At 51.4% G+C, this 24,529-nt stretch carries 24 protein-coding genes; 8 read left to right on the forward strand and 16 right to left on the reverse strand.

The genetic code is table 11. The annotated features are described in order from the left end of the window. The first annotated feature begins 14 nt into the window (after positions 1–14). Positions 15–2,030, forward strand: coding sequence for an acetoacetate--CoA ligase (locus P0Y67_RS06240; RefSeq protein WP_342391167.1), 2,016 nt, complete (start codon positions 15–17; stop codon positions 2,028–2,030). Between the two features lie 85 nt (positions 2,031–2,115). On the opposite strand, the gene P0Y67_RS06245 is transcribed toward P0Y67_RS06240, so the two are convergent. From P0Y67_RS06245 to P0Y67_RS06255, 3 genes are all read right to left on the reverse strand, one after another. Next, the gene (locus tag P0Y67_RS06245) at positions 2,116–2,589 is read right to left on the reverse strand and encodes an NYN domain-containing protein (protein WP_027254201.1); all 474 of its coding nucleotides are present in this window, start codon (positions 2,587–2,589) and stop codon (positions 2,116–2,118) included. A gap of 144 nt (positions 2,590–2,733) precedes the next feature. Next, a complete protein-coding gene (gene fghA / locus P0Y67_RS06250) occupies positions 2,734–3,597 on the reverse strand; it encodes an S-formylglutathione hydrolase (protein WP_342391168.1) in 864 nt (287 codons plus the stop codon). 74 nt (positions 3,598–3,671) lie between these two features. After that, positions 3,672–4,820: an S-(hydroxymethyl)glutathione dehydrogenase/class III alcohol dehydrogenase gene (locus P0Y67_RS06255; protein ID WP_342391169.1), complete on the reverse strand. Its 1,149-nt coding sequence runs from the start codon at positions 4,818–4,820 to the stop codon at positions 3,672–3,674. Between the two features lie 173 nt (positions 4,821–4,993). Here P0Y67_RS06255 and P0Y67_RS06260 point away from each other — a divergent pair, with 173 nt between their 5' ends. Continuing rightward, positions 4,994–5,896, forward strand: a complete 903-nt coding sequence (locus P0Y67_RS06260; RefSeq protein ID WP_342391170.1) for a LysR family transcriptional regulator — start codon at positions 4,994–4,996, stop codon at positions 5,894–5,896. Between the two features lie 27 nt (positions 5,897–5,923). Here P0Y67_RS06260 and P0Y67_RS06265 read toward each other — a convergent pair whose 3' ends face one another. Then, the gene (locus tag P0Y67_RS06265; protein ID WP_342391171.1) at positions 5,924–6,697 is read right to left on the reverse strand and encodes a helix-turn-helix domain-containing protein; all 774 of its coding nucleotides are present in this window, start codon (positions 6,695–6,697) and stop codon (positions 5,924–5,926) included. Between the two features lie 126 nt (positions 6,698–6,823). On the opposite strand from P0Y67_RS06265, the gene P0Y67_RS06270 reads away from it, so the two are divergent. Then, positions 6,824–8,086, forward strand: a complete 1,263-nt coding sequence (locus tag P0Y67_RS06270) for an MFS transporter (protein ID WP_342391172.1) — start codon at positions 6,824–6,826, stop codon at positions 8,084–8,086. Positions 8,087–8,247: 161 nt separating this feature from the next. Here P0Y67_RS06270 and P0Y67_RS06275 read toward each other — a convergent pair whose 3' ends face one another. The 5 genes from P0Y67_RS06275 to P0Y67_RS06295 form a co-directional block, all read right to left on the reverse strand. Then, complete coding sequence (locus P0Y67_RS06275; RefSeq protein WP_342391173.1) at positions 8,248–8,736, reverse strand: GNAT family N-acetyltransferase; 489 nt, start codon at positions 8,734–8,736, stop codon at positions 8,248–8,250. Positions 8,737–8,850: 114 nt separating this feature from the next. Continuing rightward, positions 8,851–9,588 (reverse strand): SDR family NAD(P)-dependent oxidoreductase, encoded by a 738-nt coding sequence (locus P0Y67_RS06280; RefSeq protein WP_342391174.1) that lies wholly within the window; start codon positions 9,586–9,588, stop codon positions 8,851–8,853. 113 nt (positions 9,589–9,701) lie between these two features. After that, on the reverse strand, positions 9,702–10,076 hold the full coding sequence (locus tag P0Y67_RS06285) for a nuclear transport factor 2 family protein (protein WP_342391175.1): 375 nt from the start codon (positions 10,074–10,076) through the stop codon (positions 9,702–9,704). Positions 10,077–10,481: 405 nt separating this feature from the next. Next, entirely contained in the window at positions 10,482–11,153 is a 672-nt protein-coding gene (locus P0Y67_RS06290) for a hypothetical protein (RefSeq protein WP_342391176.1), read from the reverse strand. 191 nt (positions 11,154–11,344) lie between these two features. Next, on the reverse strand, positions 11,345–12,133 hold the full coding sequence (locus tag P0Y67_RS06295) for a bestrophin-like domain (RefSeq protein ID WP_342391177.1): 789 nt from the start codon (positions 12,131–12,133) through the stop codon (positions 11,345–11,347). 307 nt (positions 12,134–12,440) lie between these two features. Between P0Y67_RS06295 and P0Y67_RS06300 the strand changes: the two genes are divergently transcribed. The 3 genes from P0Y67_RS06300 (at position 12,441) to P0Y67_RS06310 (ending at position 16,218) form a co-directional block, all read left to right on the forward strand. Continuing rightward, the gene (locus P0Y67_RS06300) at positions 12,441–13,430 is read left to right on the forward strand and encodes a CobW family GTP-binding protein (protein WP_342391178.1); all 990 of its coding nucleotides are present in this window, start codon (positions 12,441–12,443) and stop codon (positions 13,428–13,430) included. Positions 13,431–13,495: 65 nt separating this feature from the next. Continuing rightward, complete coding sequence (locus P0Y67_RS06305) at positions 13,496–14,878, forward strand: TldD/PmbA family protein (RefSeq protein ID WP_342391179.1); 1,383 nt, start codon at positions 13,496–13,498, stop codon at positions 14,876–14,878. After that, positions 14,878–16,218 (forward strand): TldD/PmbA family protein, encoded by a 1,341-nt coding sequence (locus P0Y67_RS06310; RefSeq protein WP_342391180.1) that lies wholly within the window; start codon positions 14,878–14,880, stop codon positions 16,216–16,218. Before P0Y67_RS06305 ends, P0Y67_RS06310 begins: the two co-directional genes overlap by 1 nt. Before the next feature lie 143 nt (positions 16,219–16,361). Here the strand turns inward: P0Y67_RS06310 and P0Y67_RS06315 are convergent, their stop codons facing one another. Next, positions 16,362–16,988: a LysE family translocator gene (locus P0Y67_RS06315; protein WP_311568133.1), complete on the reverse strand. Its 627-nt coding sequence runs from the start codon at positions 16,986–16,988 to the stop codon at positions 16,362–16,364. Between the two features lie 245 nt (positions 16,989–17,233). On the opposite strand from P0Y67_RS06315, the gene P0Y67_RS06320 reads away from it, so the two are divergent. Both P0Y67_RS06320 and P0Y67_RS06325 read left to right on the forward strand, forming a co-directional pair. Continuing rightward, the gene (locus P0Y67_RS06320; protein WP_342391181.1) at positions 17,234–17,713 is read left to right on the forward strand and encodes an Lrp/AsnC family transcriptional regulator; all 480 of its coding nucleotides are present in this window, start codon (positions 17,234–17,236) and stop codon (positions 17,711–17,713) included. Positions 17,714–17,950: 237 nt separating this feature from the next. Continuing rightward, a complete protein-coding gene (locus tag P0Y67_RS06325; protein WP_342391182.1) occupies positions 17,951–18,214 on the forward strand; it encodes a hypothetical protein in 264 nt (87 codons plus the stop codon). 56 nt (positions 18,215–18,270) lie between these two features. On the opposite strand, the gene P0Y67_RS06330 is transcribed toward P0Y67_RS06325, so the two are convergent. The 6 genes from P0Y67_RS06330 to rbsD all read right to left on the reverse strand — a co-directional run bounded on the left by P0Y67_RS06330 (position 18,271) and on the right by rbsD (position 24,417). Continuing rightward, on the reverse strand, positions 18,271–19,278 hold the full coding sequence (locus P0Y67_RS06330) for a substrate-binding domain-containing protein (protein ID WP_342391183.1): 1,008 nt from the start codon (positions 19,276–19,278) through the stop codon (positions 18,271–18,273). A gap of 17 nt (positions 19,279–19,295) precedes the next feature. Continuing rightward, positions 19,296–20,228 carry a ribokinase gene (gene rbsK / locus P0Y67_RS06335; protein ID WP_342391184.1) on the reverse strand — a complete coding sequence of 311 codons (933 nt, stop codon included), beginning with the start codon at positions 20,226–20,228 and terminating at the stop codon, positions 19,296–19,298. A gap of 316 nt (positions 20,229–20,544) precedes the next feature. Further along, a complete protein-coding gene (gene rbsB, locus P0Y67_RS06340) occupies positions 20,545–21,426 on the reverse strand; it encodes a ribose ABC transporter substrate-binding protein RbsB (RefSeq protein ID WP_342391185.1) in 882 nt (293 codons plus the stop codon). 73 nt (positions 21,427–21,499) lie between these two features. Then, on the reverse strand, positions 21,500–22,483 hold the full coding sequence (rbsC, locus tag P0Y67_RS06345) for a ribose ABC transporter permease (protein ID WP_342391186.1): 984 nt from the start codon (positions 22,481–22,483) through the stop codon (positions 21,500–21,502). Then, complete coding sequence (rbsA, locus tag P0Y67_RS06350; protein ID WP_342391187.1) at positions 22,480–23,985, reverse strand: ribose ABC transporter ATP-binding protein RbsA; 1,506 nt, start codon at positions 23,983–23,985, stop codon at positions 22,480–22,482. The genes rbsC and rbsA overlap by 4 nt, the downstream gene beginning before the upstream one ends. Before the next feature lie 12 nt (positions 23,986–23,997). Further along, positions 23,998–24,417, reverse strand: a complete 420-nt coding sequence (gene rbsD, locus P0Y67_RS06355) for a D-ribose pyranase (RefSeq protein ID WP_342391188.1) — start codon at positions 24,415–24,417, stop codon at positions 23,998–24,000. Positions 24,418–24,529 lie beyond the last annotated feature (112 nt).

Consider the following 24,529-nt stretch of genomic DNA (forward strand, 5'->3'; position numbering starts at 1 on the left):
TAAGGACGATAACGATGAGCATGCAAGACCATCATCTGGAAGAAGATCAAGCGCCAATTCTCTGGCAGCCGACCAAAGACAGTATTCATGACAGCTTGCTGTACCAGTTTATGGTGGATCTGAGCGAGCAGGAAGACACCTTGTTTCACGACTATCAGCAGCTTCACCATTGGTCTGTCACGCACAGTGAACAGTTCTGGGATCGACTGTGGGACTTCTGCGGCGTCATCGGTGACAAAGGCAGCAGAGTGACAGACTGCCCCCCTGGCAGCGCAGAGCCGGCCAAAGACACCCTCTGGTTCCCGGATGCCCGCCTGAACTTTGCTGAAAACCTGCTGGCCTACGCCAAACAGGCACCGGAATCAGCGGCCATTGTGTTTCACTGTGAAGGACAGGCAGAGCGACGCCAGCAACTGAGCTGGCAAAACTTGTATGATCAGGTTTCACAGCTCAGCCAGTATCTGCGCCAGCAAGGCATCTCGCACGGTGATGTCGTGGCCGGTTATCTGCCTAACCTGCCCCAAACGCTGATCGCCATGCTCGCCACCAGCGCAATTGGGGCGATCTGGACGTCGACCTCGCCGGACTTTGGGGTCGACAGCGTGGTAGAGCGCTTTGGCCAGACATGCCCGAAACTCCTGTTCGCGGCCGATGGTTATTTTTATAACGGCAAAAGCCACAGCTGCATCGACAAAGTCAATGCCATGCTGACGGAGCTGCACAGCGTAGAGAAAGTGGTGCTGATCCCATTTACTGACATGGCGCCGCCTGCTGCAGCGCCGTTAGCTGAGCGCTACCAGTACTGGGATGAAGCGCTGGCCACGTGTCAGTCATCAGCAATTCAATTTGAGCAGGTTGAGTTCAATCATCCGCTCTACATACTCTATTCTTCCGGCACCACAGGAAAACCCAAATGTATCGTCCACAGTGTCGGTGGCATTTTGCTCAATCATCTCAAAGAACACATGCTGCACAGCAATGTGAACAAAGGGGATCGCCTGTTCTATTTCACCACCTGCGGCTGGATGATGTGGAACTGGATGGCCAGCGGGCTGGCGGCGGGCGCGACGCTGGTGCTCTACGAAGGTTCTCCTTTCTATCCCGATGGCAATGTGCTGTGGGACATGGCCGATCAGGAAGACGTTACCTTATTCGGTACATCAGCCAAGTATCTTGAGGCGCTTGAGAAAAAGGGCTATCAGCCCAACCAGACTCATCGCTTGGCCAGCCTTCGAACCCTGTGTTCTACCGGCTCGGTGCTGGCGCCGGAACAGTTCGACTATGTGTACCGGTCTGTCAAATCTGATGTGCAGCTGGCGTCGATCTCCGGCGGCACCGACATCTGTGGTTGTTTTGCCATTGGTAACCCCATCAGCCCTGTGTACCGTGGCGAATGTCAGGGCCGCGCGTTAGGCATGGATGTGCAGGTTTATGATGATAACGGAAAGTCGGTGATCGACGCTCAGGGCGAGCTGGTTTGCTGTAACAGCTTTCCGCACCAGCCTGTCGGTTTCTGGAATGACGAAGGCGGTAAGCGCTATCACAGTGCGTACTGGGAGGTTTATCCAAACACCTGGCATCACGGTGATTTTGTTCAGCTGACCCGTCACGGCGGCTTAGTCTTCTTTGGCCGCTCCGATGCGGTGCTCAATCCGGGCGGTGTGCGCATCGGGACAGCGGAAATCTACCGTCAGGTCAATCCGATGGACGAGATTACCGATTCCATAGTGATCGGACAAAACTGGCAGAATGACGTCCGTGTTGTGCTCTTTGTCCAGCTTGCCGAAGGGCAGCAGCTCGACGACACCCTGCAGGCCCGGATTCGCCAGCGCATCAAAGAACATTGTTCGCCACGCCATGTCCCTGCGGTGATTCTGGCTGTCACCGATATTCCGCGTACGAAATCAGGCAAACTGGTTGAGCTGGCGGTGCGTAATGTAGTCCACCAGCAGCCGGTGAAGAACGTCGGCGCACTGGCCAACCCGGAGGCGCTGGAGCAATACAAAAATCGTCCAGAGTTGATGCTGTGATCACCCCTGAACATTATTCTGGAAACAAAAAACACGCCTGTAAACCGGGCGTGTTTTTTTATCATCAACCAGTGAACCTGGTTTACTAAAGTAGCAACGCATCATCAATGGGAACGAATGTACTGGCTTCGTTAATCAAAGAGGCTGCCGTCAAATCAGGCACACCATACAGCTCAACCTGCTTGCCTTTATCGACTCGCAGTTTATTCAGCAACAGATCAAAATCGCCATCACCGGATACCAGCACCACCACATCGGCCATGCCTGTGTGCTCCAGAGCATCAATGGTGATGCCAACGTCCCAGTCACCTTTTGCCGAGCCGTCAGATCGCTGAATAAAAGGCTTCAGTTTGACCTCAAAACCAATGGCCCGCAGGATGTTCTGAAATTCTTGCTGCTTACGATCACCACGGTCAATGGCATACGCGAACGCAGCAACCACTTCCCGGTCTTTGGTCACTTTGGCCCAGAAGGCGTTGTAGTCAAAGTTTCGCTGATAACTCTGCCGGGATGTGTAATACACGTTTTGCACATCCACAAATATGGCCACTTTTTCCATTCAGTTACGTCCTGATTAATGAAAGTTCGCTGCCTGTATCAGCAGCGTTTGGGCAATACTACCTTGTAAGGAAGTCAAGGCATAGCAAACCGCCTGATCAGGGTACGTTTCAACGTACCCTGCAGTGGCTCGCGCTGTCAGGCCTTAGTTGCGGCCGCTCAGCAGATACCGGGCATGAAAACGCAGATGATCTTCAATGAAGCTGGCAATGAAGTAGTAACTGTGGTCATAACCGGGCTGCATGCGCAGTTCCAGCGCGGAATCATGCAATGCGGCGGCGGCTTGTAATGCCTCAGGATGCAGCTGCTCTGCCAGGAAGTTGTCTGCATCGCCCTGATCGACCAGCATCGGCAGCGAAGCCTGTCCCTGACGTAACAGCTCACAGGCATCATACTGACGCCAGTCTTTTTTATTGTTGCCCAGATACGCCTGAAAGGCTTTTTGCCCCCAGGGGCAAACCATAGGATGGCTGATAGGACTGAACGCCGATATCGAACAATACTTGTCGGCATTTTTCAGCCCTATGGTCAGGGCGCCATGACCGCCCATACTGTGACCTGAAATCGACTTCAGGCTAGAGACGGGAAAATGGGCTTCAATCAGTGCCGGTAGCTCTTCCACAATATAGTCATACATGCGGTAATGCTTGTCCCATGGCGATTGAGTCGCATTGAGATAAAACCCTGCGCCCTGCCCCAGATCGTAATTGTCGTCATCGGCCACATCGTCACCGCGGGGGCTGGTATCCGGCATGATCAGCGCGATCCCCAGCGATTCAGCCACACGAAAAGCACCGGCTTTTTGCGAGAAATTTTCGTCAGTACACGTCAAACCCGACAACCAGTACACCGCTGGCACCGGATGCTCCGCTGTGGCGGCAGAAGGCAGGAAAACTGAGAAACGCATGGTGCAGTTCAGCGATTCTGACGCATGGGTATATTGTTTCAGCCAGCCGCCAAACGTTTTGTTCTGGCTGACATGCTGCAGGTTTTGGGATTCAGAAGTCATCACATCATCCTTTGAAATCGAACCACACAGCCTGTGGCTGTATGGTTCATGCTTGATTTGGGTTCAGTTTGGCTTTATTTGTCCATGTGGACAACACTGCGGATGCTCTTGCCTTCATGCATCAGATCAAACGCCTCATTGATCTCATCCAGACCCATGGTATGCGTGATGAACTCCTGCAGGCCAAACTCACCGGCCAGATACTGTTCAACAATGCCCGGCAATTGAGAGCGGCCTTTCACACCACCAAAAGCAGAACCGCGCCAGACCCGACCAGTCACCAGCTGGAACGGACGGGTGGAGATCTCCTGCCCGGCACCGGCCACACCGATAATCACCGACTCACCCCAGCCCTTGTGGCAGCATTCCAGCGCCGAACGCATCACATTCACGTTGCCGATACACTCGAACGAGAAATCTACGCCGCCGTCAGTCATTTCAACAATCACTTCCTGAATCGGCTTGTCGAAATGCTGCGGGTTGATCACATCGGTCGCGCCCAGTTGCTGCGCCAGCGCGAACTTACTTTCGTTGATATCAATGCCGATAATACGGCTGGCGCCGGCCATGCGTGCACCTATGATGGCAGACAGACCAATACCGCCCAGGCCGAAGATCGCCACGGTATCGCCGGATTTCACTTTCGCCGTATTGAGCACAGCGCCCATGCCCGTGGTGACACCGCAACCCAGCAGGCAGACTTCTTCCAGCGGCGCGGTTTTATTCACCTTCGCCAGAGAAATCTCTGGCAGCACTGTGTATTCCGAGAACGTTGAGCAGCCCATATAGTGATAAATCGGCTCGCCATTGATTGAGAATCGCGTGGTGCCGTCCGGCATCAGACCTTTGCCCTGGGTTTCACGCACCGCCTGGCACAGGTTGGTTTTGCCCGAGGTACAGAACTTACACTCGCCGCATTCCGCGGTGTACAGCGGGATCACATGATCACCCACTTCGACGCTGGTCACACCTTCGCCAACCATTTCAACAATACCGCCGCCTTCATGGCCCAGAATCGCCGGGAAAATACCTTCCGGATCATCGCCGGACAGGGTGAAAGCATCCGTATGGCACACACCTGTCGCCACAATGCGCACCAGCACCTCACCGGCTTTCGGTAACTGTACGTCCACTTCTTCCATTTTCAGCGGTTCACCCGCCGCCCAGGCAACGGCAGCTTTTGATTTGATCGATGTCTGTCCGGGTTTGAGTTCCAGTGCCATGCTGTTTTCCTTGTTCGTTGATGAGTACACATTTCTCCGCAAGGAGAAATCAAAGGCTTACTATGACACTCAGTATAAAACCTTCTGTTTTGTAAATAATGACTGTTTCAGGCAAATCATTTTTACGGATGTGTAATAATCAGCTCACCAATATCCAATCAAGGGACAATCCAATGGCACAGTGGGAAGGCGTCAGCGAATTTGTGGCTGTGGCAGAATCGAGCAGTTTCACGCTGGCGGCCAGGAAACTCGCGACATCCGTGGCCCAAGTCAGCCGCCGCGTATCGGCATTGGAAGAGCGGCTGGCCGTCAAGCTGCTCAACCGAACCACACGGAAAGTCTCGCTCACAGAAGCCGGTATTCTGTATTTTCAGCAGTGCAAGCACCTGATTGAAGGGCTCGAGCAGGCCGAACTGGCTGTGACACAGATGCAAACCTCACCGAAAGGCTTGCTTCGGGTAACCGCCCCCGTCACCTACGGCGAGCTGCACCTGGCACCGCTGATCAATCAGTTTTTAGAACAGTACCCGCAGGTCGACGTAGAACTCATGCTGACCAATCAGAAGCTGGATTTGATTGAGTCCGGCGTCGATCTGGCGATCCGCCTTGGCCGTCTGGAAGATTCCAGCCTGATCGCCCGCCGTCTGTCGACCCGGCAATCTTACGTCTGTGCCAGCCGCGATTATCTTGACAGGCACGGCGAACCCCATACCCTGTCGGAGCTGAGTAAACACCAGTGTTTGGTTGGCTCAGTCGATGTCTGGCGCTTCAAAGACAAACAACAATCCAGAGCACTGCGTATTTCAGGCCGTCTCAAATGCAACAGCGGCTTCGCCCTGCGCGACGCCGCCCGCCGGGGACTGGGTTTGATCCAGCTACCGGATTACTATATCCAGCAGGATCTGGAATCCGGCGAGCTGATTGAAGTGCTCACCCAATACCGCGACGACAAAGAAGGCATCTGGGCATTGTTTCCGTCCAGCGTCCGGCTGTCACCGAAAGTAAGGCTGTTGGTGGATTTTCTGGTGGAGCGGTTAAGTGAAGGCGCATCTTCCGATAGCCCTTCACAACACTGAAGCAGCGTTACGCACTTGGCAACAGCATCATTGAACCGCATCGGTCAGGTTGGGAATGTCTGGCAGCTTGTCATGAAAGGCCCCCTTAGCCGCCATAAAGCCAAAGGTATAAGAGGCAACTTTCAGCCCTTCCCGCGCTCTGACATCCTGGCTTTCGCGCAGCAAATTGAACATCCAGTCATCTAACTTATGCATGACTTCCAAAAACTCTTCATGCGTCAGCTCTGCTTTTAACGTCATCAAAAAGGCCTGATTGTCTTCAGCAGGGAGATCAATCACTCGCGCCTGAAGACGGTTCAGCACCGTTCGGGTGAAGTAAATGGGGAACCGGGCCCCTTTTTCAAAAGAAGTGTGTGTCGGGACCAACAACTGACAGGATCGATTAGATTTGATCTCAATCAGCTGGATGATCTCAAGCTTTCTCAGATAAAGGTAGATTGAAGCCTCGTTCAGGCCATACCGTTCAGCAATCTCATTCACCGTCCTGTGCTCTGTTAACTCAGACCAGAAGGTAAACAAAGCCGGACATTCGAAAAAAGCCTGATCCTGCGCTTGAGTAAAAACGGGAATGGTGTAGATATTTTTTTCCGCTTCTTCAAGCAGCTTCGACAATGGCAAGTTCAGCAAACGACTGATACGAATCAGCCTTTGCATCGACAGGGGCTGCACGTGATTCAACAGTCGCTTCACACTCACTTCAGAGATTTCCAATTCATCCGCTAAGTGCTGATAGGATATTTTACTTTTCCTGAGTTCCTTTTTAAGCAGGGCACACACTGCTTGCGACAACCTGTCATCCATTTGGTGTTCTCCGAATCACATCCCGACACTCAAAGCATCATAATACGACCCTTCATGAGATTACATTGAAACAATGAATCAATATGAGATTCTTTGCGAACATTCAGCATCACAGAGAACATCAGCATGAGCAAAAAAGGACTGACACGCCGATTCGGGATTCAACAATGCCTCCACTGGACGATTGTGGGCATCATGATTCCGGTACTGATACTGATTTTCCAGTCGAGAGGACTCAGCCTGATGGATATCGGGATCGTCATGGCGGTCTGGATCGGTAGCACCGCCCTGCTTGAAATCCCTCTGGGCGGTGTCGCAGATACCTACGGGCGCAGGAAGACTTACCTTATCTCGCTGCTGGTCAACATTCTGGGCTGCATCGTGCTGTACTTTGCAGACGGCCTGCCCTTCATTCTGATTGCAGCCATGCTGCTGGGAACAGCAAAAGCCGTATATTCCGGTACGCTTGACGCTTGGTTTTACGACAGCTTCCGGCGCCAACCCGGCCAGCAATCTTTTCATTCCGCGATTGCAACCATTCATGTGTTCGTCACGCTCGGACTGGCGGCTGGCTCCCTGATCGGTGGCTGGCTGCCCGACTTTGCATCTCGCTCATTCCCGCCGCCATCAAGGTTCTCAGGGTTAAATATGTATGATCTGAATATCGTATTGGTTGCCATCGCCAGTCTGGTTCTGATAGTGATCACGCTGGCACTGATTCTTGAAGAAGATCAACCTGTGCCTTCACCCGCAGATCAGCATCAAACCGATGCTTTCCAGACAAGTTTGCAAGCCATCAAAACCGCTTTCCGCCATGCGGTGCTTCGCCGGCTGATGCAGACCACGCTGGTGTTTGGCATGGTCTTGAGCGGGATTGAAAACTACTGGCAACCTTATCTGGCAGAACTCATCCATGGCACAGGTTATGGGGTCACCTTTTTCGGATGCCTTTCTGCCCTTTACTTTCTGATGTCTGCCAGTTCGTCAATTTTGTCCGTCCGATTAGTCAGACACTTGAAAGGGTCGCACAAAATCCTGATGCTCTCGACCCGAGTCGCCGCCGGCATCGCCTTCATTGCCTTAGCCAATACCTCGCAACCTATCAGCTTCACCCTGTGTTACCTGCTGTTCTTCTTCCTGTTCACCGCCGGCAATAATTCCGAACGTGTCTTGCTCCATGAGCATACAGAAACGCGTATCCGTTCAACCATGTTGTCCATCAGCTCTTTCATGATCACTTGCGGCGGCGTTCTTGCATCGCTGTTTTTCGGATTGATTTCAGATCATTACGGCATTTCTGTCAGCTGGACCATTGGTGGCCTGCTGCTTGTCGCGTCTTCTGCGCTGTTTCTCTTCATGCCTGAGAGGCTGGAGGCTGAAGTGGCATGAAAAATGAGCCAAAACCACAGTTGAGCTTCCCTGAATCTTGTGAACAAAAGGCTTGCCCCTCCCTGTCAGTGCGATTGGGACACAGGCGTGCTAAGGTTTCCCCATTCCAGATTGCAGCGATACTCAAGGTTTTCATTCTCGGAATGTCTCACTCTGTTGGATTAATTCTGCTTCTTACCTGCCAGACACTCCGCTACGTTGAGCTCATAGGTTGTGAACCTATCGCCTATCATTTCCGTTGGGAACACGCTTTGAGATATTTTACGTAAGAACTCATATTCAGGGCGTGTGTGCAGTAAGTGGATATAAACGACTTCATGGCCAAAATCATGAGCCCATGAGATTAGCGATCTAAAAACCATTTTCCCAATGCCCCAACTGCGGTCATCAACGACTATGGCTATCTCATAACCAAGCTCTGATAATTGAATTCCACACCAACCGACTAGCTCGTCATCGACGGTGATGGCTCTCACTATACAACCTTCAAGATCATCAATTTCGATCTTGTCGCGAATCCATTTTTCTGCAAGATCAGAATCAAACTCATCATGAGTAATGAGGTGCTTTCTGGTACTCGCTTTATTGAGTATGGGAATGAACTTGTCTGATTCTATTTCATCAAGAGACACGTACTGAAGATTACTCATTAATCACCATTTCGCCTGAAGAATGACACCACCATCTCATCTGCTTTGCCACACACTCGTAAAGCCGGATAAAAACAGTCAGCTGCGCGACACTTATCATTATCTGTTAACCGCTTATGCCAACGATAACCCACCATCTACGACCAGCGTATGCCCCACAATGTAGCTGGCTTTCTCAGATAATAAAAATTCAATAGCATTGACGATTTCGTCAGTATTGGCAAAACGCTGAATCGGCACAACGTTGGACACATCTGCCCGGATATTGGGGACATCAATCTGCCGCTCCTCCCAACGAGGCGTCCAAGTAACACCGGGAGCAACGGCATTAATACGAATGCCTGAGCTTATATTTTCCAAGGCCAATGAACGTGTTAGTCCTTCTAGGGCATGTTTGGCTGCACTGTACATTGAAGCATTCGGCGTTGGCCTCAAGCCATTTACTGAGCTGATATTGACAATAGAATCGCCCGTATTCATCAGACTGATTTCGTGCTTTAAACACAAAGCCTGCGACCAGAAATCCATCGTCAGCGTTTCTCTTAACAATGAGGTATCAACTTCATGGAAATTTCCTCTTGAGGAAAGAGCGGGTGATGCATTATTCACCGCAACATCCAGTGAACCGTATTCAGCCCTGATATGACGGAACAAATTGTCAAGATCGGACTCAACGGATATATCTGATTGTTGATAATCCACAACGCTCAGTTCAGGAAATATCTCGAGTACAGTTGCCCAGGTATCTTGTGAACGAGAACATGTGATCACCTTATACTCTGACTCGACCAGACGCCTGACGGTCTGAAGCCCAATTCCCTTTGTACCTCCCGTCACTAAAGCAATTTTCATTTTTGAATTCCTTTTCATATATTTCGATTAACAACTAACACCTCATCAGGCGTTGCCACACACTCGCAAAGCCTGCTGAAAACAGTCAGCTGCGCGACTCTAATCTTTATCTGTTATGAGATAACTGTCGACTGGGCTGAAATGAGCTGCCAATGGTTGTTTTGCTTTAGCCAAACGCGAGTGAAAGCAAAAACACCATTGGCCTTAGCGCCATCATATTTCCCTTTAATGTCTGCGTTTACATGAACCAGAGCGATATTTCCTTGTGGTACCACCTGAAAATCACGCAGTTCGATTGATTCAATGGCTAACAAACCAGAACGGTGCAAGGCGATATCATCTTGCTTTGATACCCGTTGGCCAAAATGATTAATGAATACCAGGCTATCGGATAGCAAATCGGTTAATGCAACAGTATCTGAGCTGAGCATTGAAGCCTTCAGTTTTTCCTCAACAGCAAAAATTTCCTGAACTATGTCACTTTCCATACGAACAACGTCCTATTCTTTTCTTTGTATCACACAGCCAGCACGCGCGGCTTTGTCGCGAAGAGATGATGCACCGAGCCAATTAATATCAATTCGAGCTCATGCGGCATATCTACCCGTCCCTCAATCAAGTTCCAGAATGCATAAGCTTTAGCGATATACGGCAAGATGCTGTTTCACGCAGCTGCCAGACTGCTCATGTCGCACACAATATGCACTAAATAGAATATTTTTCAGTGAGTGATTTCACCAAAACAGACAATCTCTGTCTCGTTAATACCATGCATTGGGCCAGCAAAGCGTATCTGACGCGCATCCTAAAATGGTGATATTTTCGCCAAAACAAAGCGCGACATACCAACGCGATTCAATATCTGCACTCTTAGCCGCCAAGAGCAAAAACAATCACCACGCCGGCCAAACCTCATTCAGATCAAAGCGGTATTTATACGCCATCACCACATTATGGCCTTGAAAGTCATACTCTTTTTCGCTGAGTACCGGGCTGAAATTATAGAGCTGGAACTGATGCGGCCCCTTGTTGGCTTCCAGATACACATTAATGGCCATACCAAAGCCGTCGAAGTTCACATCACGGGTTTCGCCCCGATGTTCTGCAACATGGGTGATCTGATAATTGCCTTTCAGATCCAGATAGCCTGCGCCAAAGCCGATGCCGACTTTGGCATTCCAGTCTGAGCCGGCATCACGGTTCCAGTGATAGAACAACACAGGTACCGCCGTAATGGCATAGCCTTTCACGGACGTGCCCAGATCGACGTTTTTCTGGCTGTCCTGCAGCTCTTGCTGGCCTGATTTGAAAAACGACCAGTCGAGCTGAAACTGCACGCCAACATTGGAATTTTCAGAAAAGTAATACGGCGACGACACCAGTGAGGCGGTCGGGAGAATATGGAAGCCGCTGGTCATCACAGCCACGTCTTTATCTCCATGTTCCGGGTCCTGAATTTCAATATTGGTGAAGGTACTTTGTAATCCAACGGCCAGCTCAACAGCATAGCTGACGACAGGAAAAGCAGCGAACAGAATAAAAAAGAAAGCGCGAAACATCGGCATGTTGGGTCAGTCAGAAGAGAAAGTCGAAGTCTAACAGTGACTTACCCTTTGAGCAATCAGTGCCGATCATATGCCTGCCGGACGCGTGTTGCAGGGTTACTCTGACCTCAGCCATCAGCCATCAGCCATCAGCCATCAGCCATTAGCCAGAAATGACAGCACAGCCAGCATGCAAGGTTCATAGCCAGACATTAATTGCCGCTCTTGTTGCCATCCATACTGTTCTGAAGATCAACCATCGACTGCTGGCTTACCTTGATCAAGCCGCTTTGCGGCCGGTTGAGATCGACCACCAGAGTCACCAGCACCGCGAACGCAAGGACTAAGGGGATCACCGCAATCAGCCTTCGCTTAGCGGAGTAACCCACCTGGGTGCCCAATGCAATCATGGCGAGCGCTGTGATCGCTGCCAGCGCCAACCAGATACTAAAAGGGATCCGGTTTCGTAATGCGCCCGTCACTCTTTTTTCATGCATATCAATCAGATCATTGGTCGCCTGAATCATCAACGAAGTCAAAGGGCTTGGATTGGCGATTGCGTAAACAGAGACTGCGTTCCACAGCTGGCGGTGGATCGCCGCAGATTCTTTCAGCGCTTCATTGATGTCACTGCCTCTGGCCGCGTCGAGACGGATATCGACATACGATTTGAGCAAATCTTTCACAATGGTTTCAGAAGACTCATCAAGTAAATCGGCCCGCAAATAGGCTGTGCCAATGATATTGGCTTCTTCAAGCACATTGTCTCTTCGGGTTTCGTGCTGCGAGGATGCAATGGAAAAAGTAAAAGCGAGCACAAACGCCAGCATCCCCAGCAGCCCCCCAACCATAGATCCGAGCGGGCCTGGGACGTCTTTATCTTTTCGTTTAAATACATACCGGCCAAACTGATAACCAATTTCGCAAAACAGCAGCATCATCAGAGCAATGCCAACAAAGAGCCAAAATATATGCAATGATTCAAAAAGCCTGACATGCATATGCCACTCCTATCGATTCAACTTGCGGATATCCCAGGCTACATCCCGTTATGCGTTCAACGGATTCTTTGTTAGGCCCGCTTTAATTAAGCATAAATCGCAAATGTCATAAAGGAAGCAAAGTGACTAAATAACCGCAAGCAATCAGTCTCACGGCTCTGTTAAATACCGCTAAGAAATCGCGAACAGCGCTCGGTGCTGACGAGACTAACCGGAGCTCTCCACTCCAGCCCCTTCGCTCTACCCTTCATTTCCGCCATACAGTATGATGACCAGTAACTTAGTTATGCGGTAAGACGGATTCTCAATGACCATCAGCAAACCTATCCCGACCAATATCATCACTGGCTTTCTGGGAGCCGGTAAAACCACGGCCATATTGTCGCTGCTGGCGCGCAAGCCTGCCGATGAGAAATGGGCCATTCTGATCAATGAGTTTGGTAACGTGGGTGTCGATGGGGCCATGCTCGACCAGCAGGGCGCCATCGTCAAAGAAGTGCCGGGCGGCTGTATGTGCTGTGTTGCCGGGCTACCGATGTCGGTGGGCATCAATGCCCTGCTGGCCCAAAAGCCGGATCGCCTGCTGCTGGAACCCACCGGTCTGGGTCATCCCAAAGAGATCATCAATAAACTGACCTCTGACAGCTATGCCAAATACATCGATCTGAAAGCGACGATCACCCTGGTTGATCCGCGTCAGTTTTCAGACAGCTTATATACAGATAACCAGAATTTTCAGGATCAGATTGCGCTGGCCGATGTGCTGGTTGCCAACAAAATCGATGCCTGCAGCGATTACGATTTGCTGATGTTTGAGCAGTACGCCAGCGAGTGCGAACCTGCCAAACAAATGATCACTCAGGTTGAGCAAGGGCAGCTTGATCTGTCGCTGCTGGAACAGCCTCGCATTGCACGTCAGGCTGCACACAGTCATCACCATCATCATGACGATGTGGCCGCGCCGCTGCCGGGGTTAGAGCTGGCCCCCGGTGAAACCTTCATCCGCAAAGAAAACCATGGTCAGGGCTATCACAGCTGCGGCTGGTTCTTTGCGACCGATCTGCATTTTGATTTTTCCCAGCTGTTTACCCTGTTTACTAACCTGAATGCCCAGCGTGTGAAAGCCGTGGTCAACACCGAACGCGGATGTTTTGCTTTTAATGTGGTCAATCGGGTAGTCTCGGTGAATGAACTCACTCTGGAAGGGTTTGAGTCCCGCATTGAAGTCATTGATAAGGACATACTGCCTTGGGATGAGTTAGAAGAGATTCTTGTCTCTTTGACAAAAAAAGCCTGATACCGACTATTATTCATCAATGCTTTGGGATCAACTTGCCACCTGAATTTACGCAAGGAGCAATTATGCTAAACCCATCAACGGCGAAAGCCGTCATCGACCATGCGCTGTTTCTCGGCGCAGACTTTGCCGAACTTTTCGTCGAGCACCACCAGTCGGGCTCTGTCGAGTTCAATGCCGGTGATGTCGATAAAATCAACGGCGGTATCGATTTTGGTATCGGTATCCGTCTCTTCTTTGGTCACAAAGTGCTGTACGGTTACACCAACAGCACTGAAGAAGAAGAACTGAAGCGTGTCACCAGCCTGCTGGCCGCCAAAGATAACCGCGATCAAATCGTGCAGGCATCCGCACTGAACTTCAGCCGACTGACTGACAAACACCCAGTGCGCCAGCCTTTGTCGCAGGACGCCAACCTGGAAGCCAAAATCGCCTTCCTGCGTGCTACCGACAAAGCGGCCCGCGCAGAAAACGCCAAAATTGCCCAGTTCATCGGCCGCATTCTGCAGCGTCAGCAGCAGGTGGAAATATTTAACTCCAATGGCCTGCACACCGGTGATATCCGCCATTACACCCGCATTGCTGCTACCGCTGTCGCGCAAGATGGCAGTGAGCAGTCAACAGGCTTTGAAGCACCAGGGGCACTGACCGGCTGGGAATTTAACACTCGTATTGATCCCACATCGCTGGGCCAGCAAGTGGCGAAACAGGCGATGATCAAGCTGACGGCTGATAACTGCCCGTCGGGTGAAATGCCGGTGATCATAGGCAATGGCTTTGGCGGTGTGATTTTCCATGAAGCCTGCGGACACCTGCTTGAAACCACCTCGGTGGCCAAAAAAGCCTCGGTCTTCCATGACCAGATGGGCGAAATGATTGCCAACCCTGTGGTCAGCGCCGTGGATGACGGCACCATGGCAAATGAATGGGGTTCCATCAACATTGACGACGAGGGCATGGCAACCCAGCGTACCCAGTTAATCAAAGACGGTAAGCTCACCAGCTTTATGGTCGATCAGATGGGCGCCAAGAAAACCGGTTTTGCGCCAACGGGTTCCGGCCGCCGTGAATCTTATAAGTTCGCGCCTACCTCCCGCATGCGTAATACCTTCATCGAGCCGGGCGACAGCAGTCTGGAGGCGATGATAGCCAGCGTCGAAAAGGGCATATTCGCCAAGAAAATGGGCGGCGGTTCCGTTCAGCCAGGCACGGGCGAATTCAACTTCGCGGTGCAGGAAGCCTATTTAATCGAAGACGGCAAAATTACCCGTCCGCTGAAATCCGCCACCCTGATCAGTACAGGACCGAAGGTTCTGAAAGAAATCAGTATGGTCGGTCAGGATTTCGAACTGGCAGCCGGTATGTGCGGCTCGGTCAGCGGCTCAGTGCCGACCACAGTTGGTCAGCCAGCACTTAAAGTAGACAATATTCTGGTGGGAGGTAACTAATGGCGGATCAACAAACCCTGCAACACGCCATGGAACAGGTACTGGAACTGGCTACCTCTGCGGGCGCCGAAGCGGATGTCCTTGCCAGCAGCAGCCATAACCTGTCACTGAAAGCCAACAACGGCGAACTGGATGAATACAAAGTCACCTCCGGCCAGGTGATTGGCGTACGCGTTGTCAAAGACGACAAAGTCGCCACCAGCTACTCGGAATCCCTGCATCCGGACAGCCTGAAACTCATGGTAGAGCAGGCGCTGCAAAGCGCGCAGTTCACCAAAGCAGATGCCCACCAGCGGATCCAGGCAAAGAACAGCCGCTTAACCACTGACTCGCCTGAGATTTATCAGCAAGACGATGTGGATATCGAGCAGAAGATCGCGCTGTCGCTGGCGCTGGAAAAAGGCGTGATCGACAAAGGAGCCAAAAGTGCGCCTTACAATGGTTTTGGTGAATCCGACAGCCTGAGTATGCTGGCCAATACCCATGGCGCCTTCTGTCAGCATCAGGAGCGTTCCACTTACTGTTACACCTATGCCCTGATTGATCAGGATGGCAAACAAGCCATGCATGGTGGCATGTCATCCGGACGTCGCTTTGCCGAGCTCGATCCGAACTACTGCATCAATCACGGTGTCGACACGGCGCTGGCACTGCTGGACGGCGGCCCTATAGCGACCGGCAAGTATGCGGTGATCTTCAATCTGAGTGAACTGAGCAGCCTGTTTGGCGCCTTTGGCATGTGCCTGTCCGGCCAGTCGGCCATGAAAGGCATTAACCCGTGGCGCGACGCCCTGCATAAGCAGGTCGCCAGCTCACTGCTGACGGTCAGTGACATGGCCTATGTAAAGGGCGGCTCTGCCATCAAAGCCTTCGACAGCGAGGGATTTGCCACCCAGGACACGATTCTGATCGGTGAAGGTCAGCTACAAAGCCTGCTGCATAACAGTCACACCGCCAGCTATTTCGACATTGCCAACACAGCCAATGCTGCCCGCTCGGCCAAAGGGGGCCTGGGAGTCGCTTCGCGTCATCTGGTGATAGCCGAAGGCCAGAGCAATGACGCCGAAGTCACTGCGGGTGAATACCTGGAACTGGTTGAGCTGCAAGGCGTACACTCAGGCGCCGATGCCATCAGCGGCGACTTTTCTTTCGGCGCCAGTGGCTTTCTGTGCCGCGACGGCAAGCGCCTCCAACCGGTACGCGGCATCACAGTTGCCGGTAACTTTTACCAGATGATCAAAGCCATCGACGCCGTCGGTAATCAGCTTGAAAATGACTACGAGCGCGATTTCTTCGCACCCAAAATTCGTTTCAGCGGATTGAGTATTGCGGGTAAATAATCAGACTGGTTAAACCGTAGGCTTATTAAAATGACCTCATCAAATTGATGAGGTCATTTTTTATGCTCAACCAGCTTTCCTGCTTTTCTCAAAGCCAGTGCTTACCTGGCCCAGTTTTACCTGACATATAGCGGGGCTGCGCTTCAGACCATACGCGCCGCCATACTGACAGCTGCCAAAAACATAATGACCCCTGCCCCTTTAAACAGCCAGACCTGTGCCTGAGAGCTGGCGAGAAAACGCCGAATTTTCAGCGCACCAACGATAAATACCGCGCCGACAAAGACAAGAACCAGTATGGTCAGCGGCACTAAAAGCAAACCCCAGGTTTGGAACGACACAGTATCCAGCGTGATAACCAGCGGCAGAATGGCCAGATAGAAAGCGATAGTTTTCGGGTTACCCAGAGTAATCGTTAAGCCGGATAGCCAGGCTGCCGTCAATTCCCGTTTATTCGTCTGTTTATCTATGTTGATGGCTTCCGGGTTGTGATTCCAGAATTGCCAGGATAACCACGCCAGATAGAGGGATGCACACCAACTGACTGCTGTGAACAAGCCGCCGTAACTATGGGCAACAACAGCAAGGCCAAACACGGCAAAGGACAGGTAAATTAAATCCCCCAGAATTAACCCGCTGAGCATGGTAAACCCGGTGACCGCACCGCCACGTACACTGTGCGCAACCAAGGCTGTCATGCCGGGGCCTGGAATCGCTGCCGCCAGCATAAGCGCTGACATGTATGCCAGGATTTGTGTTGTCTCTAACATGAAAATATCCTTTTTAATCAATTATCTTTGTGTTTATACAGCTTCTGAGATCTGCTGAACTCTGCTTAATAATCCTGCGTGACTCGCGACGCAATAAGCCACCTCTCTGTCCGGTCATTCACACAGAGTGAAATAGTATGCATTTTATAATAAGAAATGTGTTACCTATATCGCTTAACATTCGGGCTTAAAAAGGTAGAGTCTTGCTTAATACACACCTTGAGAGAAAGAAATTGGCAGACGCAATGCTGAATCAGACAGATATTAAAATCCTGACACTTTTGCAAGACGATGCGCGCATCACCAACCAGGCGCTGGCAGATAAAATCGGGCTGTCGTCTTCTCCCTGCTGGCGCAAAGTCCGTAAGCTGGAAGACGATGACATTATTCAGGGATACAGGGCCGTTCTGGACCGGAGGAAGATTGGCCTGGGCGTGATGGTATTCGTTCGGGTGGCCATTGACAGTCACAGCGAAGCGGAAGCCAGAAAGTTTGAGGAAGAGGTAACCGCACTGGACGATGTCGTTGCCTGTTACAGCATAGGCGGTGATGCCGACTTTCTGATTCAGGTTGTTTCCCCCGATCTCGATTCCTACGCCGACTTCGCGATGTCAACCATACGGCGTTTACCTGGCATTAAAGAAATGCAAAGTATGTTTGTACTGAAAGAGATTAAGCCGTTCAGCGCATTTCCAATTAAAAATGTTCAAAACGCAAAAGGTTAGACGCTGTTACTAGTCGGTTTCCGCTTCTGTCCGCTGTTTTTCGTTTAATAGACGGGAACAACAGAGGATTTTTTGAAGTAAGCCGCAAAAATGCCGGAACAAAATAGAAACCAAGTTTCATATGATTCATTGTTCTCAGGGATTGACGTTAATTGTTCTTTCTTTTTAAGAAAGTTGCCAATAACGCTCTGATTATTTGAAACATAACCAAAATAATCCACTACATTGAGGTGTTTTATGGAAAGCTTGGTCTCTCTGTTCTTTTCGGCTTATCTGGTACTTGGAGTGGTTGCAACACTGTATGCCATCGTTTTCTTTTTGCTGTCAGGTTTGACCCTCTTCGATCAGGGCAAAAAACGACCGATGCCGTTACGCTATCAGTGCAGCTATGTCTTTATCATGTTCCTGATGATGCCGGTGTTTTATCTGATCTTTATTGAAGAGATTCTGGCGCTGCCGCGACACTTTCAGGCACAGAAGCAAAAAACAGCTAAATCGTAAATGTCATCAGGCTGGTGTTGTCATTCTGCCTGACTGCTCTGAGCGCATTGCGGTGGTCAGTTTACGACGCGAAGCACACTTTTTCGTACCACCAGCGTCGGTTCCAGCCGCACCACTTGCGGCTCAGTGATTTCTTTATTGATTCGCTTGAGTAAGGTCTCGACAGCCGCCTGCCCTAAGCGGTATTTCGGTTGATGAATAGTGGTCAGCGATGGCGTCATAAATTTTGCGATATGGATGTCATCGTACCCGATGAGGGAGAGATCCTCCGGGATACGAATCCCTTTTTCATGGGCGGCGTTGATGACCCCCATCGCCATCATATCGTTACACGCAAAAATAGCGCTGGGCAGTGAACCGCTGGCAAAAATCTTGTTGAAAGCAGAGTAACCGCCTTCACATTCAAAATCAGACTCCACAATCCAATCGTGCTGAACCGCCAGTTTGGCTTCACTCAGCGCATGCTTAAAACCTTCATAGCGGAACTGTGCCTGATGTTTCATCAATGGTCCGGTAATACAGCCGATCTCCTGGTGTCCGCAATCAATCAGATAGCGGGCGGCCAGGTAGCCGCCCTGGTAAGAGTTGTCCTGAATTTTATCACTGGTAAAGGACATTGGCCCCCAGTCCATCACCACCACAGGAATATCCGGATAGCGTTCAAAAACGTCTATCTGCTCACCTTCCAGTGTCGAACACATTAACAGGAGTCCATCGACCCGCTTTTGCAGCAGCGTATCAATGGACGCTTTCATGCGCTCGCTGTCCCCTTCGGTGTTACACAGAATCAGGTTATAGCCTTTCTGATAACAGCTGCGTTCCACCCCTTTGACCACTTCTCCGAAGAATGGGTTGGTGGAAGTCGTCACCAGCATGCCGATAGTTTGGGTGCGGTTGACTTTGAGACTGCGAGCCAGCGCAGAAGGTGCATAATTAAGTTCTTTCGCAGCCCGGTTCACGCGTTCTGCGATTTCGTCGCTGACAAAGCGGGATTTGTTGATCACATGGCTCACAGTTGAAGTCGACACGCCTGCCAGTCTTGCAATATCTTTCATCGTGGCCATGTATTGTTCCTGTGTGATTAATCAATGACAGCGAAGCGCTCCGCCAGAAACGCATCCACCTCTGCACGCGTCGGAATTGACGTCTGGGCACCAAAGCGGGTAACTGAGATGGCGGCAGCAGCGTGTGCAAAACGAATGGCTGATTCTAAAGACATATTTTCCAATAAACCAGTCACCAGGGCAGCGTTGAAGGTATCACCGGCCGCTGTTGTATCCACAGCATCGACCCTGTACCCCGGAATGAGCTGACCACGGCCATTCTGGCTCAACCAGACACCCTTAGCACCCAGGGTTATCAGCACAATTTCGATACCCTTAAGATGCAGCTCGTCCGCCGCCAGCTGAGCGGTCTGATTATCCGTGACTGTGATACCAGTCAATACTTCTGCTTCTGTCTCATTCGGGGTGATCACATCGATACAGGACAGCAAACTGTCCGGCAATGCCCGTGCAGGTGCCGGATTGAGGATCACATTCGTCTGGTGCGTTTTCGCTTCCTGAGCTGCGCTGACTATGCCGTCTAAAGGGGTTTCCAGCTGCATCAGCAGGAAATGCGCCTGACGAATCTGTTCCAAATCAGGTTCGATGCACTCTGCTGTCAACTGCGCATTGGCTTCCGGTGACAGACAAATTGTATTCTCGCCACTGTCAGCCACCTGAATCATCGCAATGCCTGTCGGGCAATCCGGCTGCATTTTTACGCCTGAGATATTGATGCCGTCATGCTGAAAGCTTTCCCGGATCTGAATGCCGAATGCATCATCACCGACGCAGGCAATAAAACCGATATCCGCATTCAGCCGCGCCGCCGCAACCGCCTGATTAGCACCTTTTCCACCGGGAATGACCTGATAATCACGGCCATGTAACGTCTCACCCGGACGCGGAAAAGCGGGCACCCGCAATACATGGTCAGCATTTACACTGCCTAAAACCACTAGTTTATTCATCACGTTATCCTGGCCAACATAAATCCACTAAAACTGTTGCTTTGTTCCTCCACTTTTTCAGAGGAACAGCAAAACTGCTTTATAGTCCCTCCCCCTTTTCAAGGGGGAGGGTATATTCACTGCTGCAACACGATCATGACCATCCCTCACCCTTTTCAAAGAGAAGGCTAGGAGGGGTTACTCGGGCACAAAATTCAAACCTGTGCACATTTCACGAACCCCACCCTAACCCTCCCCTTGCCAAGGGGAGGGAATATTCACTGCTGCAACACGCTCATGACCATCCCTCCGCCCTTCATAAAGGGAGCGAATCACGTTACTGCTTGACGACCACTTTCAGCGGTACAGGAATATATTTTTCAACCTGCTCACCTTTCAGTACTTTAACTGCGGTTTCTACACCCAGTGCGCCAATCTGATCCGGTTGCTGGGCGATGGTCGCCGCCAGTTTGCCACGATTGACAGCGGCAATACCGTCATCCGTCCCATCAAAACCGACAATCATTACTTGCTTGCCGGACGCCTGAACCGCACGCAACGCGCCCAGCGCCATTTCATCATTCTGAGCAAACACCGCCTGCACATCAGGATTCGCCGCCAGCAGGTTTTCCATCACGTTCAGGCCTTTGGTGCGATCGAAATCTGCAGGCTGGCTGGCCAGCAGCTCCATCTGACTGCCCTTTACGGCTTTCATGAAACCTTCGCCCCGCTCGCGGGCAGCTGAGGTTCCGGCAATGCCTTCCAGCTGAATGACTTTGGCCTGCTCACCCACTTTTTCCATGATGTATTTGCCTGCCATTTCACCACCGGCAACATTATCTGAAGCAATATGACTCACCACCTCACCCCGGCTGGCGCCACGGTCCAGGGTCAGGACAGGGATCGTTGAGCGGTTCGCCATGCGAATCGCATTCGACACAGCATCAGAGTCGGTCGGGTTGATCAGAATGGCTTTTACACCGCGAATCGTCAGATCTTCGACATTCGACAGCTCTTTGCTCGGATCGTTTTGCGAATCCAGCACAATCAGGTTGTAACCCAGTGACTTTGCTTTGGCTTCCGCGCCGTCTTTCATGGTCACAAAAAACGGGTTGTTCAGCGTTGACACCACAATCGCCAGTGTGTCCTGCGCCTGTGCAGACACAGATACTGTGGATGTCAGAAGTGCAGCAGAGATTAACGTTGCCAGTTTTTTCATCATGATTATCCTTCGTGTAGGGGGAGCCGGTACACGTCACCCGGCTCTCTTGTTGTCCGTAAATCCTCTGGATTTACTTGTTTTTATTGTCCACCAGCACAGCCAGCAAAATCACAACGGCTTTGGCAATCATCTGGTAGTAAGAAGACACATCGAGCAGGTTCAGGGCGTTGTTCAAAAAGCCGATAATCAGTGCACCAATCAGGGTTCCCATGATGCGGCCCTTACCGCCCATCAGGCTGGTACCGCCCAGTACCACAGCGGCAATGGCGTCCAGTTCGTAGCCCATGCCTGCAGTCGGCTGTGCTGACGACAACCGGGATGTCACGATAATGCCCGCCAGCGCGGCCAGCAGACCACAGATGGCGTACACGCCGATTTTCACCCGATCCACATTGATACCGGACAGGCGGGTTGCTGATTCATTACCCCCCAGTGCGTAAACATAACGGCCGAAACGGGTGTGATTGAGCAGGTACCAGACTGCAGCAAAGACCACCACCATCAGCCACACCGGCACAGGGATCCCCAGCACATAGCCGGTACCAAACCAGGCAAAAGCATCCGCGGTGTCCGTAAAGCCGGTCGAAACTGGCCGGCCATCGGTATACACCATGGTCACACCGCGCAGCAGAGTCATGGTCACCAGCGTGGCAATAAACGCCTGCACTTTGCCTTTGGCAATAATGATGCCGCTGATAGCCCCGAGCGCCGCACCGGCCAGTAAAGCAGTAGGCACCGCAATCAATACCGGCACTTCAATAGCGATCAGGCTGGCCGCAAAGGCACCGCAAAGCGCGAGGACTGAACCGACACTCAGATCGATGCCCGCCGTCAGAATCACCAGGGTCATGCCGACGGCGATAATGGCGTTAACCGACGTCTGACGCAGAATATTGAGAATGTTGTCTGCTGTGAAAAAATTCGGGTTGAGAAAAGACACCACAACAATCAGAAAAATGAGTGCAATCAGTGATTTTTGTTCGATCAGCCAGGCTGTACTGAACCACTTTTTCTCACCGGGCTCAGTGGATGTGGGTAAGGTCTTGGTATTCATGCCGCTTCCTCATTGATGGTTTTGCCGACAGCACAGGCCAGCAGTTTTTCCTGATCCGCATCTTTCGCATCAAACTCGCCGCGGATACGGCCTTCATGCATCACCAGAATGCGATCGCTCATGCCCAGCACTTCCGGCATGTCAGAAGAGACCAGAATGATGCTCATACCATCGGCCTTGAACTGATTGATCAATTGATAAATTTCTTTCTTCGCGCCAACGTCGACCCCACGAGTCGGCTCGTCCAGAATCAGGACTTTGGGTTTGGTCATCAGCCCTTTGGCTATCGCCACTTTTTGCTGATTGCCACCAGACAAGTTGCCGATGATCTGATCCCGGCCCGGCGTTTTAATGTTGAACAGCCGGATAAAGTCATCCACTGCCATCACTTCATCGTTGTGGCGGATTTGCACACCCTGACTCAACTGGTCCAAGGCGCACAGCGACATGTTCTCTTTTACCGACAGCCCGAGCACCAGACCATCGCCTTTACGGTCTTCCGAGATATAGGCAATGCCGTTGAGCAGTCCATCCTGCGGACTGACCGGATTGATCGTTTTGCCGTTCAGGTTGATCACCCCGCGTTCGCTGGGCAAGGCACCGTAAATCACTTTCATCAGTTCGGTTCGGCCTGCGCCCATCAGCCCGGAAACGCCCAGAATCTCACCACGCTTCAGTGAAAAACTCACATCATGAACACCCGATCCAGTCAGACCAATCACTTCCAGACAGATCTCGCCGTGCGTGACCGCGATGCGGGGATACTGTTCTTCCAGCTTGCGTCCGACCATCATTTCTATCAGCCTGTCTTCGGTGGTCTCCGCCACCGGACATTCGCCGATAAACTTACCGTCGCGCAAGACAGTGATGTCATCACAGATCTCGAAAATTTCTTTAAGGCGGTGCGAGATATACACGATGCCGCAACCTTGAGCCCGCAGCTCCCGGATCACCTGAAACAGCGAGGCAGTTTCAGTATCCGTCAGCGCATCCGTCGGTTCATCCATGATAATGACGCTGGATTCAAACGAGAGCGCTTTGGCAATTTCCACCATTTGCTGCTCACCCAGGCTCAGGTCACACAGCAGGGTTTTCGCGCTGTGTTTCACATTCAGGCGCGCCAGCAATTGATCCGCTTCATCGTACATCCGGCGCCATTGAATGCGGCCCAAAGGTCCGGTCGGTTCTCGCCCCAGAAAAATATTTTCGGCAATCGTCAGCTCGGGGATCAGGTTCAGTTCCTGATGGATAATACTGATCCCTGCCTGCTGGGAATCCCGTGGTCCCTGAAAAACCGCTGGCTGTCCCCGATAACTCATGCTGCCTGCATCTTTTAGATAAATACCGGTCAGCACTTTCATCAGAGTAGATTTCCCGGCACCGTTTTCCCCCATCAGCGCCATGACCCGTCCCGGATACACATTCAGGCTGGCTTTATCCAATGCCTTGACGCCCGGAAAGGCTTTTTCAATCTCACTCAACTGTAAAATGGCCTGCGTCATACCCTACCCTCCTCAGAACACTACGCCAGCCTGAAAAATCACATTCGCATAGGGAGTACATTCCCCGGTCCGGATAACCGCCCGGCTTTGATGCGTTCGTGCCTTAAAAGCTTCGTGAGACAGGTAAGAAACGGTAATTTCACGGCCACTGCGTATTTGCTCTTCATGCAGCGTCTCAATCATCGCCTGATGCAGTGCAGGGCTCACCAGCCGGAATTCTTCTGCCATCACCACACCTTCAATTTGCGACTCAGACAAGAAGGTACGAACGGTTTCAATGAAACCGGGCACACCGTGAGTGAGCGCCAGATCGATCCGCTGAACCGGTTCCGGAACAGGTAGTCCTGCGTCACAAATCGTCACTTCATCGGTATGTCCCAACGTCGCCACCAGATAGGACAGTTCCGCGTGCAGTAGAGTACTTTTTTTCATTCTTCATCACCTTGGCTTGGCAATCACTGGCTTCAAGTCATGAAATAGCCAGAAAAATCGTCTAACGTCGTCAAAATAGCAATTTATCCATCTCAACAAAGGCAGAATCACA

Origin of the sequence: Photobacterium sp. SP02 (assembly GCF_038519165.1) — a bacterium.
In the GTDB taxonomy this organism is placed as follows: Bacteria; Pseudomonadota; Gammaproteobacteria; order Enterobacterales; family Vibrionaceae; genus Photobacterium; species Photobacterium halotolerans.

Coding starts and splice junctions, on each gene's coding strand:
- P0Y67_RS06240 (WP_342391167.1), top strand. CDS start 15: ATGAGCATGCAAGACCATCATCTGGAAGAAGATCAAGCGCCAATTCTC.
- P0Y67_RS06245 (WP_027254201.1), bottom strand. CDS start 2,589: ATGGAAAAAGTGGCCATATTTGTGGATGTGCAAAACGTGTATTACACA.
- fghA (WP_342391168.1), bottom strand. CDS start 3,597: ATGACTTCTGAATCCCAAAACCTGCAGCATGTCAGCCAGAACAAAACG.
- P0Y67_RS06255 (WP_342391169.1), bottom strand. CDS start 4,820: ATGGCACTGGAACTCAAACCCGGACAGACATCGATCAAATCAAAAGCT.
- P0Y67_RS06260 (WP_342391170.1), top strand. CDS start 4,994: ATGGCACAGTGGGAAGGCGTCAGCGAATTTGTGGCTGTGGCAGAATCG.
- P0Y67_RS06265 (WP_342391171.1), bottom strand. CDS start 6,697: ATGGATGACAGGTTGTCGCAAGCAGTGTGTGCCCTGCTTAAAAAGGAA.
- P0Y67_RS06270 (WP_342391172.1), top strand. CDS start 6,824: ATGAGCAAAAAAGGACTGACACGCCGATTCGGGATTCAACAATGCCTC.
- P0Y67_RS06275 (WP_342391173.1), bottom strand. CDS start 8,736: ATGAGTAATCTTCAGTACGTGTCTCTTGATGAAATAGAATCAGACAAG.
- P0Y67_RS06280 (WP_342391174.1), bottom strand. CDS start 9,588: ATGAAAATTGCTTTAGTGACGGGAGGTACAAAGGGAATTGGGCTTCAG.
- P0Y67_RS06285 (WP_342391175.1), bottom strand. CDS start 10,076: ATGGAAAGTGACATAGTTCAGGAAATTTTTGCTGTTGAGGAAAAACTG.
- P0Y67_RS06290 (WP_342391176.1), bottom strand. CDS start 11,153: ATGCCGATGTTTCGCGCTTTCTTTTTTATTCTGTTCGCTGCTTTTCCT.
- P0Y67_RS06295 (WP_342391177.1), bottom strand. CDS start 12,133: ATGCATGTCAGGCTTTTTGAATCATTGCATATATTTTGGCTCTTTGTT.
- P0Y67_RS06300 (WP_342391178.1), top strand. CDS start 12,441: ATGACCATCAGCAAACCTATCCCGACCAATATCATCACTGGCTTTCTG.
- P0Y67_RS06305 (WP_342391179.1), top strand. CDS start 13,496: ATGCTAAACCCATCAACGGCGAAAGCCGTCATCGACCATGCGCTGTTT.
- P0Y67_RS06310 (WP_342391180.1), top strand. CDS start 14,878: ATGGCGGATCAACAAACCCTGCAACACGCCATGGAACAGGTACTGGAA.
- P0Y67_RS06315 (WP_311568133.1), bottom strand. CDS start 16,988: ATGTTAGAGACAACACAAATCCTGGCATACATGTCAGCGCTTATGCTG.
- P0Y67_RS06320 (WP_342391181.1), top strand. CDS start 17,234: ATGCTGAATCAGACAGATATTAAAATCCTGACACTTTTGCAAGACGAT.
- P0Y67_RS06325 (WP_342391182.1), top strand. CDS start 17,951: ATGGAAAGCTTGGTCTCTCTGTTCTTTTCGGCTTATCTGGTACTTGGA.
- P0Y67_RS06330 (WP_342391183.1), bottom strand. CDS start 19,278: ATGGCCACGATGAAAGATATTGCAAGACTGGCAGGCGTGTCGACTTCA.
- rbsK (WP_342391184.1), bottom strand. CDS start 20,228: ATGAATAAACTAGTGGTTTTAGGCAGTGTAAATGCTGACCATGTATTG.
- rbsB (WP_342391185.1), bottom strand. CDS start 21,426: ATGAAAAAACTGGCAACGTTAATCTCTGCTGCACTTCTGACATCCACA.
- rbsC (WP_342391186.1), bottom strand. CDS start 22,483: ATGAATACCAAGACCTTACCCACATCCACTGAGCCCGGTGAGAAAAAG.
- rbsA (WP_342391187.1), bottom strand. CDS start 23,985: ATGACGCAGGCCATTTTACAGTTGAGTGAGATTGAAAAAGCCTTTCCG.
- rbsD (WP_342391188.1), bottom strand. CDS start 24,417: ATGAAAAAAAGTACTCTACTGCACGCGGAACTGTCCTATCTGGTGGCG.